General features: G+C 50.8%; 15 protein-coding genes. 9 read left to right on the forward strand and 6 right to left on the reverse strand.

The genetic code is table 11. From position 1 onward, the window contains the following. Positions 1-94 precede the first annotated feature (94 nt). From secF to queA, 5 genes are all read right to left on the reverse strand, one after another. Positions 95-1036, reverse strand: coding sequence for a protein translocase subunit SecF (gene secF, locus ABD028_RS07990; RefSeq protein WP_343843873.1), 942 nt, complete (start codon positions 1034-1036; stop codon positions 95-97). Between the two features lie 11 nt (positions 1037-1047). Next, positions 1048-2892 (reverse strand): protein translocase subunit SecD, encoded by a 1845-nt coding sequence (secD, locus tag ABD028_RS07995; RefSeq protein WP_343843876.1) that lies wholly within the window; start codon positions 2890-2892, stop codon positions 1048-1050. A gap of 65 nt (positions 2893-2957) precedes the next feature. Beyond that, entirely contained in the window at positions 2958-3296 is a 339-nt protein-coding gene (gene yajC / locus ABD028_RS08000; RefSeq protein WP_343843879.1) for a preprotein translocase subunit YajC, read from the reverse strand. Between the two features lie 142 nt (positions 3297-3438). Continuing rightward, positions 3439-4554, reverse strand: a complete 1116-nt coding sequence (tgt, locus tag ABD028_RS08005) for a tRNA guanosine(34) transglycosylase Tgt (protein ID WP_102796020.1) — start codon at positions 4552-4554, stop codon at positions 3439-3441. Between the two features lie 181 nt (positions 4555-4735). Further along, on the reverse strand, positions 4736-5788 hold the full coding sequence (queA, locus tag ABD028_RS08010; protein ID WP_343843882.1) for a tRNA preQ1(34) S-adenosylmethionine ribosyltransferase-isomerase QueA: 1053 nt from the start codon (positions 5786-5788) through the stop codon (positions 4736-4738). A 608-nt stretch (positions 5789-6396) separates the two neighbouring features. Here queA and ABD028_RS08015 point away from each other — a divergent pair. Further along, the gene (locus ABD028_RS08015) at positions 6397-8034 is read left to right on the forward strand and encodes a methyl-accepting chemotaxis protein (RefSeq protein ID WP_343843884.1); all 1638 of its coding nucleotides are present in this window, start codon (positions 6397-6399) and stop codon (positions 8032-8034) included. Positions 8035-8113: 79 nt separating this feature from the next. Here ABD028_RS08015 and ABD028_RS08020 read toward each other — a convergent pair whose 3' ends face one another. Then, positions 8114-8386 (reverse strand): DUF6471 domain-containing protein, encoded by a 273-nt coding sequence (locus tag ABD028_RS08020; protein WP_102796017.1) that lies wholly within the window; start codon positions 8384-8386, stop codon positions 8114-8116. A gap of 161 nt (positions 8387-8547) precedes the next feature. Between ABD028_RS08020 and ABD028_RS08025 the strand changes: the two genes are divergently transcribed. The 8 genes from ABD028_RS08025 (at position 8548) to ABD028_RS08060 (ending at position 14370) form a co-directional block, all read left to right on the forward strand. Further along, positions 8548-8937, forward strand: coding sequence for a DUF2170 family protein (locus ABD028_RS08025; protein ID WP_102796016.1), 390 nt, complete (start codon positions 8548-8550; stop codon positions 8935-8937). A 13-nt stretch (positions 8938-8950) separates the two neighbouring features. Next, positions 8951-9631, forward strand: coding sequence for a PspA/IM30 family protein (locus ABD028_RS08030; protein ID WP_102796015.1), 681 nt, complete (start codon positions 8951-8953; stop codon positions 9629-9631). 65 nt (positions 9632-9696) lie between these two features. Next, positions 9697-10695: a potassium channel family protein gene (locus ABD028_RS08035; RefSeq protein WP_102796276.1), complete on the forward strand. Its 999-nt coding sequence runs from the start codon at positions 9697-9699 to the stop codon at positions 10693-10695. After that, positions 10685-11332 carry a YjfK family protein gene (locus ABD028_RS08040; RefSeq protein ID WP_343843890.1) on the forward strand — a complete coding sequence of 216 codons (648 nt, stop codon included), beginning with the start codon at positions 10685-10687 and terminating at the stop codon, positions 11330-11332. Before ABD028_RS08035 ends, ABD028_RS08040 begins: the two co-directional genes overlap by 11 nt. A 68-nt stretch (positions 11333-11400) precedes the next feature. Beyond that, positions 11401-11817, forward strand: coding sequence for a DUF350 domain-containing protein (locus ABD028_RS08045; RefSeq protein WP_102796013.1), 417 nt, complete (start codon positions 11401-11403; stop codon positions 11815-11817). Between the two features lie 8 nt (positions 11818-11825). Further along, a complete protein-coding gene (locus tag ABD028_RS08050; RefSeq protein ID WP_343843894.1) occupies positions 11826-12437 on the forward strand; it encodes a DUF1190 family protein in 612 nt (203 codons plus the stop codon). Positions 12438-12580: 143 nt separating this feature from the next. Further along, entirely contained in the window at positions 12581-13744 is a 1164-nt protein-coding gene (locus ABD028_RS08055; protein WP_343843897.1) for a glutathionylspermidine synthase family protein, read from the forward strand. A 56-nt stretch (positions 13745-13800) separates the two neighbouring features. After that, positions 13801-14370 carry a rhomboid family intramembrane serine protease gene (locus ABD028_RS08060; RefSeq protein WP_343843899.1) on the forward strand — a complete coding sequence of 190 codons (570 nt, stop codon included), beginning with the start codon at positions 13801-13803 and terminating at the stop codon, positions 14368-14370. Positions 14371-14472: the final 102 nt, after the last annotated feature.

Below are 14472 nucleotides of genomic sequence, written 5' to 3' on the forward strand. Positions count from 1 at the left end.
ATGCATTGAAAACTAAACCATGCAGAACAAATACACAACTCAGAAAAGTGCCAGCCCCTAGCAGGGGCCGGAATATCAGACGGGGAATTGAAGCTTATGGCAGAGGGTCCTGATCGGCCCCTTCTTTTTCCACTTCGGTGGGCATCAAATCTTCTTTACTGATCCCCAACATCATCGCCACAGCACTGGCAATATAAATGGAGGAGTAAGTACCGATAAAGATACCGAACAGCAATGCGGTAGCAAAGCCATGGATCAAGGCACCACCTTTAAAAAACAATGCCAGTAACACCAACAGCGTGGTACCCGAAGTAATAATGGTACGGCTCATGGTCTGGGTTAATGAGATATTGATTATCTCTTCTGGCTCGCCTTTACGCAGTTTGCGGAAGTTCTCACGGATCCTGTCCATCACAACAATAGTGTCATTCAGTGAATAACCTATCACCGCCAGTACAGCGGCCAGTACGGTCAGATCAAACTCCAGTTGCAGAATCGAGAACAGCCCCAGGGTAATAATTACATCATGTGCAAGTGCGGCCACCGAGCCCAGACCAAAACGCCATTCAAAGCGCATGGCCACGTACATCAGGATACATATCAGCGCCACCAGCATGGCCAGGCCGCCCTGCTCGGTGAGTTCTTCACCAACCTGCGGGCCAACGAACTCAATACGACGCATATCCACTTGTTCGCCGCTGGCACGCAAGGCCGCCATAACCTGGTCGCCCAGGGTTTCGGATTTCACGCCCTCGCGCGGTGCCAAACGAATCAGCACATCCTCACTGCTGCCGAAGTTCTGCACCACGGCATCACCAAAACCAACCTCGTCCAGTTGCTGGCGCACCTGTGCCAGTTTAGCCGGTTGCTGATAACCTACTTCAATAACGGTACCACCGGTAAAATCCAGTCCCCAGTTAAGCTGATTAACCGCCAGAGACACGATAGAACCAAGTATCAGCAAAGTAGAAAATATCAACGCCGGCCAGCGCAGGGACATAAAGCGGACTTCTTTGTCGAAATCAAATACGCGCATGTTTATCTCCCTTAAATGGACAGGTTATTGAGGCGCTTACCGCCCCATACCGAATTAACCAGCGCACGCGTACCGACGATGGCGGTAAACATGGAGGTCAAAATACCGATGGCCAGGGTGATGGAGAAACCTTTCACCGGTCCGGTACCCACGGCAAACAGAATCAAGGCCGCAATTAGAGTAGTGATATTGGCATCGGCGATAGTGGACAGTGCACTGTCGTAGCCGTGGTGAATGGCTTGCTGTGGACTACGACCATCACGCAATTCTTCACGGATACGTTCAAAAATAAGCACGTTGGCGTCCACCGCCATACCAACCGTCAGCACAATACCGGCCATACCTGGTAACGTCAGTGTTGCACCAGGAATCATCGACATGACACCGACGATCATCACCAGATTCGCCAGCAAAGCTGCATTGGCCACCAAACCAAACTTACGGTAGTAAATTGGCATAAAGGCCAGAATCAGCATCAGGCCCCAGAAAATAGCCTGCATACCCAGTTCAATATTTTCCTGACCCAGGCTTGGGCCGACCGTGCGCTCCTCTACAATAGAAATAGGTGCCACCAAGGCACCGGCACGCAGTAACAGTGACAGATTTTGTGCTTCTGCCGGTGAGTCGATACCTGTGATACGGAAACTATTGCCTAAACGGGCCTGAATAGTGGCAACGTTGATGACTTCTTCGTGTTTTTCAAACACGATCTTGCCGTCTTTGTCTTTCTCATTGGTGGGCTTGTACTCAATGAACACGGTGGCCATCGGCTTACCGATATTGTCCTTGGTACCATGGGACATCTTATTGCCGCCTTCGGAGTCCAGCTTGATATTAACCTGCGGACGACCGTACTCGTCGAAGCTGCTGCTGGCATCCACAATATGGTCACCGGTCAGCATAATGCGTTTATCCAGCAACTGCGGCTGGCCTTTTCTGTCCATTAGCAATTGTGCACCTGGTGGTACGCGACCTTCCACGGCATCACGTACATCGTGATCCAGATCCACCATACGGAATTGCAAGGTGGCGGTGGCATTCAGAATTTCCTTAGCTCTGGCTGTATCCTGAATCCCTGGCAATTGCACCACAATGCGGTCAGAACCCTGACGTTGAATCACCGGCTCAGCCACACCCAACTGGTTAACCCGGTTGCGCATAATGGTAATGTTTTGCTTAAGGGCATATTCGCGGATTTCTTTCAGGCGCTGCTCCGACAGCACCGCGCTCATGGTCAGCTCGCCTTCGTCTTTGAACAGCAAACCGGGGTTGTTTTTTTCCAGGAAGTTAATCGCCTGGTCCAGGGTTTCCTGGTCGCGGAATTGCACATCCACCCGATCACTCTTTTGCTCGACCCGGCGATAACGCAGTTTTTCTTCGCGCAGGCTATTACGGAAGTCGTCTTCCATCTGTTCGATAGAGCGGTTGATGGCCGCTTTCATGTCCACTTCCATCAAAAAGTGCACACCGCCACGTAAGTCCAAGCCTAATTTCATCGGGCTGGCGCCCAGGCTCTCCAACCAATCCGGTGTGGCAGGCGCCAGGTTCAGGGCAACCACATAATCATTACCCAGACTGGCCTCGAGCTTTTCTCTTACCACTAACTGATCATCACCGTTTCTCAGGCGTACCAGTAAGTGAGATTCTTCGAGGGAAATACTTTTAATATCGATACCGGCTGCTTGTAAATCAGTTTTGACCTGTTCAAACAGTCGGGTATCCACTTCGGCATTACGACCTGCAGAAATTTGTACCGCATAGTCTTCACCGTACAAATTAGGCGAGGCGTAGAGCGCACAAACAGCGATCACCAGGACCACCATCAGGTACTTCCACATGGGGTATTTGTTTAACACGAACTTGTCCTTTCTTACTCTGCAAAAATGGCAGAGGCGAACGGGTCGCCTCTTCACTTTAATACTCAGATATTTTTCATGGTGCCTTTGGGCAATACCGCCGATACCGATGCCTTTTGGATCACGATATTAGTGGAGTCATTTAGCGCCATTTCGATAAAGTCCTTATCGTCGCTAACCTTGGTAATGCGCCCCACCAGGCCGCCCTGGGTCAACACTTCATCGCCCTTACCCAACGACGAAATCAGGTTCTTATGCTCTTTAACCCGTTTGGCCTGTGGACGGTACAACATGAAGTAGAAGATCAGACCAAATACACCCAGCATTATCAGCATCTCAAAACCGCCACCTTGTCCGGCAGCAGGTGCTGATTGCGCGTAGGCATTAGAAATAAATAGGCTCATCATTTTCCCCTAAATTTTGTTTTTATAATTGCCCTGCAGCGTCCCGCCTTGGGGCATTAATGCTTCGAAAAGCGTGGTTTCTCTTTGCCTGCACTTTAACCCGAGAGTTACAAGTGGCGGAGCGTCCTGCCCCACTGGCTAACTAGTTTAACTCGGGTACCGGCATGCCCTTCTGGGCATAAAACTCGGCGACAAATTCTTCAAGCTGGTTGACTTCAATGGCGCTGCGCAAACCCTCCATCACCCGCTGATAGTAACGCAGGTTGTGAATGGTGTTGAGCTGCGCACCAAGAATTTCGTTGCACTTATCAAGATGGTGTAGATATGACCGGGAATAATTTTTACAAGTGTAACAATCACATTTTTCATCCAGCGGCCCGGTATCGGTCTTATGCCTTGAATTGCGGATTTTAATCACCCCATCAGTGACAAACAGATGACCGTTTCTGGCATTGCGGGTTGGCATCACACAATCAAACATATCGATGCCGCGGCGCACTGCTTCAACGATATCCTCAGGCTTACCCACTCCCATCAGGTAGCGCGGCTTATCGGCCGGGATTTTATGCGCGGTAGAATCAAGAATGCGGATCATATCCTCTTTGGGTTCACCCACAGACAAACCACCAATGGCATAACCATCAAAGCCAATCTTTTCCAGACCATTGAGGGAAATTTCACGCAGGTCCTCATACATCCCGCCCTGCACAATACCAAATAAGGCCGAGGGGTTATCAGCATGTTCATTTTTGCTACGCTCGGCCCAACGTAACGACAGTTCCATGGACGTGCGAGCCTGCTCGTAAGTGGCCGGATAAGGAGTACATTCATCGAAGATCATCACAATGTCTGAACCCAGATCACGCTGCACCTGCATGGACTTTTCGGGGGTCAACAGGATTTTTTCGCCGTTAATGGGTGAACGGAAGGTTACTCCTTCCTCACTGATTTTGCGCAAGTCCCCCAGGCTGAATACCTGAAAACCGCCAGAATCAGTCAGAATCGGCTTTTGCCAATGCATAAAGTCATGCAAATCGCCATGTAGCTTCATGATCTCCGTGCCAGGGCGTAACATCAGGTGAAAAGTATTACCCAGACAGATTTGTGCACCCGTGGCTTCCAGCTCTTCCGGGGTCATGCCTTTCACCGTACCGTAAGTACCTACTGGCATAAACGCCGGGGTTTCCACCACACCACGTTCAAAAACAAGGCGCCCCCGACGGGCCTTGCCGTCGGTATTTATCAGTTCAAATTTCATATTGCTCCTCAGCGAATCGGAAAACAGTCCGAGGCTGACCCTTAAACAGGCTGTTAAAAACGTCGGCGATTATAAAGGATTCATACAGTCAGGGACAGAAATTGGTACGCCTAAAAGTCAGCAACACTGCACACTGTACCTGCTACAGCATGCTCATGTCCTACCTTGACGCCTGACATCCTCAACCAGTCGCATCCTGACGTTCGATAAACATGGCATCGCCATAGCTAAAAAAGCGGTACTGTTGCTCAATGGCATGCTGGTAGGCATGCATAATATTGTCTTTACCGGCAAAAGCACTGACCAGCATAATCAGGGTGGACTCAGGCAAGTGGAAGTTAGTGACCATGGCATCCACCAGTTGGAATGAATAACCAGGGTAGATAAAGATATCGGTATCGCTGAAAAACGGCGTTAGTTCAGTACCGGCCTTAAGCGCAGCCTGGGCAGCGGATTCCAACGAGCGCACCGAGGTGGTACCGACCGCCACTACCCGCTTACCTGCCGCCTTGGTGGCCAATACCGCCTCTACCACCTCCTGCGGCACCTCCGCATATTCTGAGTGCATCTGGTGTTCAAGGATGTTGTCTACCCGCACCGGCTGAAATGTTCCGGCCCCCACGTGCAAGGTCACAAAGGCGGTATTCACCCCTTTGTCTTTAAGCGCTGTCAGCAGCTTGTCATCAAAATGCAGACCTGCTGTCGGTGCAGCAACCGCACCGGGTTTTTGATTGTACACCGTCTGATAACGCTCCTTATCTGATGCTTCATCCGGCCGGTCGATATAAGGTGGCAATGGCATATGCCCATGGGCTTCCAGCACTTCCAGCACCGGTCTTGCATCCAAAAAAGTTAATTCAAATAAGGCGTCGTGCCGCGCGGTCATTTCTGCCCTTACGGTTTCTTCCAGTACCAGAATGTTGCCAGGCTTAGGCGATTTGTTGGCCCGCACATGGGCCAGCACCCGGTGCTCATCCAAGATACGCTCAACCAGCACTTCCACTTTGCCACCACTTTCTTTTTGCCCCAGCAGTCGGGCGGGTATCACCCGGGTATTGTTAAAAACCAGCAAATCCCCCGGCTCCAAAAGCGATAAGATATCCGGAAAATGCAAATGCGCTAAGGTGCCACTTTGGCCATTTAAATGCAGTAAACGGCTTGCTGTGCGCTCAGCCATGGGATAACGGGCAATCAGTGTGTCGGGCAGGTCAAAATGGAAATCAGAAACTTTCATGCAATCAGCCTGTTTTTCGGGGCTGCACATTTTAGGCGCAAGCGCACAAAAATCCCACCCTTAAACCACAACATACTAGGGGCTGTTTATCTTTCAAGTATAGATTTTGTTCAAATCCAGCCCCTTCTGGTCACGACGCCGGGTTGCAGGCTTAGTGGGCCTAAGTCAAAGCCCGGCAACACAATGACGTAGGGAACGTCATTGAACAGCTTTAGCTGGCCGCTTGCGGTGACAGGCAGGAGCCTGTCATACAGAGCCGGAGGGCTGGGTTGAACCCTTCGGGCAGCGCTTGTGGGCCCTTTCTACGGCGTTATACGAAATACTTCCTTGTATTTCGCCAAAGGCCAGCAGAGCTGTTCAAGTCCGTTCCATACGGACTTGTCACTCACTCATGTAGACTAACTACACCACGTTCGCTCTGCCTTGTATAAAGGGCCCACAAGCTGCTGCAAAATCATACTCGAAAGATAAACAGCCCCCAGCTTATCCCAGCACAACTTTTTTCAGATGGAATATCGCCATTAACGATAAGATCATGATTTTAACCTTTTATTCTCATTGTCGCATAGATTAGAATTCTGCCGTCTTTTATAGCGCCTGAGGTACCAATGCTCCCTGCCCAATTTAAAAAACTGCGTCCTAAAATCCTTGGATTACTGGGAGGGGGAATATTGCTGGTTGGGCTCTTCGCAGAATATGGTATATCGCTGCTGGCTTCGGAAATTAAGCAGTATGATCATCTTATGCAGCAGGAAGTGTCAGCCGCGACCTTATCAGACGGTATTAACCTGAACTTCAAACGTCAGGTTCAGGAATGGAAGAACGTTCTGCTTCGGGGCCACGACAAAGGGAAGCGCGATAAATACTGGGCCAGTTTTATGGACTACCACCAGCGTATTGAACGTTCTTCTGACGAATTTCTGGCACTGGATATCGACGACAATCTCAAGCAGCAGATGCGTGAATTCAAACGCACCCACCAGCAGTTGCTGGGTCAGTATCAAAAAGGCCTGCAAGCTTATATTCAAGCAGGCCTGGACCACAAGGCAGGCGACGCCGCTGTGACTGGCATTGATCGCGCGCCAACCCAACAACTGGAGCAGCTTGGTGCACAATTGCATGACTATATATTAGAGCAAAGCCGCAAAACCGATACTGCTGCGCGCCAGGCGACTTTGATCAGTTCAATAGGGATCCTGCTTGCCATAATGGTGATCGGTCTGATGACGGCCTGGTTTATGAATGCCAAAGTGGTCCGCCCGCTGACCACCCTGATCAATCACCTGCGCGATGTCAGTCGTGGCCAGTTGGACAAGCAACTGATTATTTACAGCGAAGATGAAATTGGCCGAATGTCGAAAGCCATTGAAATTCTGCGTAAAAATACCCTGAGTATCTGTCAGGGGCTGGACAACACCCAGCGGGATCTGGATAAAGTTTGCTACAGCCTGGTGGACAGTGCTGGCGCTATCAGCCAGGGCGTAACGGAACAAAATCGTGGTACCAACAGCGTCCAGCAGTCGGTACAAAATCTGGTGGAAATGGCAGATGGCATCGCCATTAATGCGCATCAGGCTGAAGACGCAGCCCAGCAGGCAAACCAATCGGCCGATGAAAGTATTCAGGTGATGCAGCAGACCATTAACGTCATCACTGCGTCCTCGGCGCAAATTCAGCAAACCGCAGAGGTGATTGCCACCCTGGACCAGGATGCCCGAAAAATAGGCTCTGTGCTGGACGTGATCAAAAGTATTGCTGAACAAACCAACCTGTTGGCCTTAAACGCCGCCATCGAAGCAGCCCGGGCTGGTGAGCAGGGACGGGGTTTTGCGGTGGTGGCCGATGAAGTGCGCACACTGGCTGCCCGTACACAGCAATCCACCGAAGAAATTCAACAGATGATTGCCAATGTGCAGCGAGGTGCCAACAGTGCCGTCAATGCCATTGAACAAGGCCGGGAGCAAACCGGACAAAGTGTCGAGCAGGTTCACCAGGCCAATCAGAAACTACAGGATGTCACGTCCTCAGTAGGAATGATTGCGCAGCTAAATGAACAGATAGTTCAATCGGTAAAACAGCAGTCCGGCATTACTCAGCGCATTCAGGCCAATTTGCATGAATTAATGGATATCGCCAAACTCAATGGTGTCCATGCTGACTCCTGTGCAGAAGATAACCAGACCTTACTGGATGTCAAAAACCGCATGGCGGAAGTTATCTCGCGCCTTAGCAGCCAGACTGCCTGAAGGAAGTTAAGCGGCTCAGCCAGGGCGACAGGCAAGTCTGATTGCCCGGCTGTAAAGCCATTCATAGTGAGCACGCCAGCTAGTCTGGCAGGGTGACCCCCATATCGGCGAAGATATCCATCAGGTCATCCCGCTCGATACGTCTGACATTGAGTACAGTAATAATTTGTAACAACAAGTCAGCACCCAGAATGCCTTTGTTGACTTTATTTCGCAGGTTATCTGCGCTTTGATTAACCCCGATATGGGCCAGCCTGTCACTGAGATCCTGATATTTGACGCCACGTCTGGACATTTCGGCCTTAATTAACCGTTGTACCAGTTGTCGCCAGTCGGCGTTGTGATTTCGCATAATGCCTCCACTTAAACGTGACGTATAATTTACACAAAAAACTTATTTTATACAAAAAGAGAAAAAATATTTGACGACAGTAAAATTGCCTGTCTAAGATTATGTCCATTGCAAAGCCACCCAGCGGTTTTTGCAAACAACCCATTTTGAAGGAGTGAACCATGAGTTGGGATCTTGATCAGTTGGAAAGCCTGCTGACAAAGCACAATGACCTGGTAGTAACCAGACAACAGGACTGCCTGTTGATTGCCAATACCGACGGCATCGATGCCTGGTTGGCCATAAGCGGTGAACAGATCATTGTTGAAACCCTGTTATTTGCCGCCACCGAAGTCAGCGACAGGGCCGCCCTGAATGATGAAATTCTCAAGACTCACATGCTCTTCCCCCTCACCACAGTGGGTATATCCCAGGTGGCTGGTGAAGAATATTACACCGCTTTTGGTGCCCTGAGCTCTCAGTCAAAGGCCGAAAGCATTGTGATTGAAGTGGAAACCCTGTTCCAGAATGTCGCATCCTTTTTGGATGCCTATCAGGATCATTTGAAGTAACGAGGAGCCGATTATGTCTGTTTGGAAAAAATTAATTACTGCGGTAAAAGGCGGCGTCACTGAAGCAGCCGAAGCGGTTGCCGACAGCCAGGCCATCCGTATCCTTGAGCAGGAAATTCGTGAAGCCAAGGAAGAACTGCGCAAGTCTGATCATGCCCGCACGCAAATACTGGCCAAATGTAAATTGTCGCAACAAAAAGTCGACAGCCTGGCACAGTCTATCGCAACCTACGAGCAACATGCCCGTCAGGCGGTGGAAAAAGACCGGCAACTGGCCTTGGATTGTGCGCAAAAAGTGGTCGAACTGCGCGCCGATATGGACAACGAACAAAAGTACCTGGATCAGTTTAAAGCCTCAGAGCAGAAGCTGGCAGCCAATATCAACCAGGCCAAAGCCAATTTGCGCCGCCTGGAGCAACAGGTAGACATGGTAAAGGCCACTGAGTCGGTGCAAAAAGCCCAGGTTGCCGTATCATCCCGTCACCTTGGCGCTAACAGCAAGATGAAAACCGCGACTGAGTCACTGGATCGCATCCAAAAGCGCCAGACCATGCGCAGTGCTGAGTTGGAAGCCGCTGAAGAACTGGCCAGCAGTGAGTCGAATGATGATCTGGAAAGTCGTCTGGCGGCCGCTGGAGTCAAAGGTGGCAAAAGCAGCGCCGATGATGAACTGAGCCGAATCCTCGGCCAGTAACCAGGGGGAGAACAGGCTTGACGTTATATCAACTACGCAAGCTGGTTGCCCGCTATTTTCAGGAAATGCGCTGGTACAGTATTGTACTGGCGTTTTTTTTGTATGGCCTGAGCAGTTGGTTATTGCTGGCATGGGCCGATGAGCAGGCGTTGACCCGCTGGCCGGACTTTCTGTATTTCCTGGTGGTGACCAGTTCCACTGTCGGCTACGGCGATCTGTCACCTGGCACTGAAGCCGGTCGCTATGTGGTATCCCTGTTTGTTATCCCGGTCGGCCTCAGCCTCTTTGCCCTGATTCTGGGGCGAGCAGCGGCCTGGGTATCCAGCCAATGGTTCAAAGGAGTCAAAGGTTTGAAAAAACTTCATGTACAGCAGCATATTCTGGTGATTGGCTGGAATGGTCAGCGCACCTTGCATTTGCTCAACCTGTTGCTGCGGGAACGCCAGCATATGGCCGAACAGCAGCAAATCGTCCTTTGTGTAAAAGCCGAGATTGATAACCCCATGCCAGATTGTATCGACTTTGTGCGGGTGGAATCCTTCAATCTCGATGCCGATATGGACAGAGCCTGCATTAGTGACGCGGCGGTGATTATTATTGACAACGAACATGACGACATCACCATGACCACTGCGCTGTATGCCAACCAGCGCAATGCCGGCAGCCATATCCTGGCTTATTTTCAGGATGAGAGCCTGGCGCGTTTACTACAAACACATTGTCCGAATGTGGAATGCACCCCCAGTGTGGCGGTAGAAATGTTGGCCAAGTCGGCCTTTGACCCTGGCTCCAGCGCCCTGCACCATGACCTGCTCAGTGTGCAGGAAGGCCAGGCGCAATATTCGGTGACCATACCAAATCTGGCTAAGCCACTGTCGGTAGGTCAGGCCTTTCGTGCCTTGAAAGAAAAGTATGACGCAACGCTGATCGGGCTGGCCGATCACAGTAAAAGAATTGAGCTTAATCCACCGTCAGAAAAGCCACTCAACAGTGGTGACAAGCTTTACTATATTGCGGTAAATCGTATTCGCCAGATTGACTGGGAGAGTCTGTATGTTCAGTAAATGGTTTGGCAAGCAAGAGCAAGTCAAAGGGCCCAAAGCGCCGGAAATTATGGGCCTGTACCTGGGCGGTTCATTTCAGCTTGATGATTTAAGACTACGCCTGCTGGAGCCTGAACTGATCATCGAAGGAGCTGCCCGCACTCATCTGATTCAGGCGGTCGGCGAAGTGATGCTGGATACCGGCGGCAAAATCCTGCGGTTTTATACCGACGATGATGCCTTCTTGCAGGTGGTATTGGACGGTGGTGACACCGAGCAGCACATTACAGATGTAAAATTGTGGTATTTCTACGAGACCAAAACCGTTGGCTCAGACAGCCAGTGGCAACAGTTACTCAGCCGTGAAATTTCCACGCCAAGCTTTGCTCTGGAAAATCATACCTTCAATCGCGTCTGGGACGCCGTAGGCGAAGTGTCGCCGCCGGTGGCCATGACCGAAAAAACCTATGAGGAAGACGGCGATATCAGCGACACAGACCAATTTGTGATGCTGTATGAGCGCCCCATAGGCCAGGATGAAGTGGAAGCCTTGCTGGTTTGTGGTGAAGAGAAAATTATCGATAACCGCGCCGATCGTTGCCTGGTCATTAGCACAGGCTTTAATCTGCAGCCGGCGGATATCCGCATTAACGGTTGAGCCAACGGGTACTAAACAAGCCACATATGCTTTAGCATTGTGGCTGACATAAGAATAAGGAGACCTATATGGATGTCATCACTCAATCTCTGGCCGGACTTGGCAACTTTGCCCTGTACTTTGCGGTGTCTATTGCCCTGCTGTTTATTTTTAAAATTCTGTATGCCTTTGTCACTCCCCACGATGAGTGGAAACTGGTAAAGGAAGAAAAAAGCATTGCTGCTGCTGTTGGGTTTGGCGGTGCCATGGTCGGCTTCAGCCTGGCACTGGCGGGCGCGGCCACCAACGCCGTGTCACTGGTGGATTTTGCCCTGTGGGGTGCGGTGGCTCTGATAGCGCAGCTGCTGGCTTTTGCCCTGTTGCGCTTCACTTTTATGCCCAAGATTGTTGAGCGTATCAACAATAACGAAATTTCTGCTGGGATCATGCTAGCCGCCATGTCTGTTGCAGTGGGCCTGTTGAACGCGGCCTGCATGTCTTACTAGGAGGGCGTATGGAACAGCGCAAACAAAAACGCTCGGTCAGTATAAATCTGGCCAGTATGCGTAAGGGCTTTGCCCCCAAACCTCTGGCCGTGGGTGTGGCGACGGTATTGCTCAGTGCCTGTGGCGGTAATCGTCAGGACGCCGACGTCTATACCTCGGCCAATGACTGTATTGAGAAAAACCCTGAGTTTGCCGAGCAATGTACAGCGGCCTATCAGCAGGCACTGGAAGAAGCGGCGCGTACCGCCCCCAAATACAATAACGCCACCGACTGCGAATACGACTTCGGCCAGCAGCAGTGCCACCAGGTGGAATCCGGCGGCGGCTCTTTTTTCGTGCCGTTTATGGCCGGATATATGCTGAGTAACCTGATGTCACCGCGTGGCTATCATTCCCAACCGCTGTTTACGTCCTATTCGCCCTACTCCCCTTATCGCTATCGCTGGACCACCGCAGACGGCTGGGACTATGGCTATTACAAAGACCGGCGGCTGAAAGTGGACAAGGATGCCTTTAAACCTAAGCCAGCGGTAAACCGCACCATCAAACGGGGTGGGTTTGGCAGTACGGTCCGGGCCAAATCCAGTTGGGGGAGCAGTTCTAAAGGATGGGGTGGGTAAGGTATTTAGGTTGGCTGTTAGCCGTTGGCTGAATTCTGGAAATACAATGAGAAATTGGCAGAATCGGCCATTGGCGCAGCGAATGACTCATAACTGACAACTGACAACTGACAACTGACAACTGACAACTGACAACTATTTTCATGCTAAGACTGCCCATCACCCCCAGGGCCAACTGGCAACAGAAAGCTGCCGAGTTTGGCTTTTATTTTCATACTATGTATGGCGAACCCTACTGGGATGAAAGTGCCTATTATCAGTTTACCCTCAGGCAGATAGAGGATGATCTGGAAGGCCCCACCGAGCTGTTGCACCAGATGTGTCTGGAAGCGTTGGACGTGGTTATACGGGACGAACGCTGGTTAGCAAAATTCGCCGTGCCTGAGCCATTTTGGCAACAAATAGCCGACTCCTGGCAACGACGTGATCCTAGTCTCTATTCGCGCCTGGATCTGGTCTATCAGGGCCAGGGGCCTGCCAAACTACTGGAAAACAATGCCGATACGCCGACGTCTTTGTATGAATCCGGCTTCTGGCAATGGCTGTGGCTGGAAGATCAGGTGAATCAGGGGCAGATAAGCAAAGGGGCCGATCAGTTCAACTCCTTGCAGGAAAAGCTGGTTAAGCGTTTTGCCGACATTGCTGCACATTATCAGATAAAGCATATGCATTTCGCCTGCTGCGAGGACACCGTGGAGGACAGAGGCACAGTGCAATACCTGCAGGACTGTGCTCGTGAGGCCGGTGTCTTAAATGATTTTGTGTTTATCGAACAAATTGGTCTGAGTGAAAGCGGCCACTTTACCGATCTTAACGACCACAGTATTGAGACGTTATTTAAGCTCTATCCCTGGGAATTTATGCAACGGGAAGCGTTTGCCGACGCGATTCCCGGCGCCGGGGTAAACTGGCTGGAACCCCTGTGGAAAAGTTTGCTGTCGAACAAGGCCATCTTACCCATGTTGTGGCGACTGTATCCTGACCACCCTAACCTGCTGCCAGCCTGGTTTGAAGATGAACTGCCCAACAGCATTGCTGGCAAACTGGTGAAAAAACCGCTGTATTCAAGGGAAGGTGCCAATATCAGTGTTTATCAGGGCGGGCAGCCCATAGTACAAAGTGACGGCCCCTATGGCGAGGAAGGCTTTATTTACCAGGCCTGGAACGCACTGCCACGTTTTGCCGATAATCATACTCTGATAGGCTCATGGCTGGTCAATGACCAGGCGGCGGGGATTTCTGTGCGGGAAGATAAACACATCATTACCCAGGATATGTCCAGGTACTTGCCACATATTATATTGTGAGGCATTAGGCGGAGATGAACAGATTATATTGTGAGGCATTAGGCGGAGATGAACAGATGCTGAAAAATCAAGTGAAGGTGCTGCTGTGGTTGCTGGCTTCTTTTGTTCTGGTTGAGCTGGTGAATCTGCTCAGTGGTCGGGCCCTGAATCACTTCGCTATTCTGCCGCGCGAAGTGACATCGCTGCCCGGCATCCTGTTTATGCCCTGGCTGCATGGCAGCCTTGGCCACTTTATCGCCAATATAGTGCCGCTGGCTATTTTCTGGTTACTGATGCTGGAATATGGTTTGAAGCGCACCTTATGGGTAAGTGTTTGGATTGTACTTGTTACCGGGCTGATGGTCTGGCTGTTCGGCCGTTTTGCCTATCATGTGGGCGCCAGTGGTTTGATTTACGGTCAGTTTGGTTTTCTGGTACTGGCCGGTTTTTATAGCCGCCAGTTAATTAAGTTACTGATTTCCCTGGCGGTAGGCTTTTTATACGGCGGAATGGTACTGGGCGTGCTGCCCAGCCAGCCTTTTGTGTCCTGGGAAGCGCACTTATTCGGTTTTATTGCCGGCCTGCTGGCAGCGAAATTCTGGCACGGTAGCAATACCAGCAAAAACTGGTCAAACAGGGCGCAATAGCGTTAAAATCCCAACCCTTTCAGATACCCATTCGATTGGCCAAAGCCAGTTGCCAATGGAATGGGGTTATCCCGCGAATTAAACCATAAAGAGAGTGTTCCC

Origin of the sequence: Bowmanella denitrificans, from assembly GCF_039522935.1 — a bacterium.
Classification (GTDB): Bacteria; Pseudomonadota; Gammaproteobacteria; order Enterobacterales; family Alteromonadaceae; genus Bowmanella; species Bowmanella denitrificans.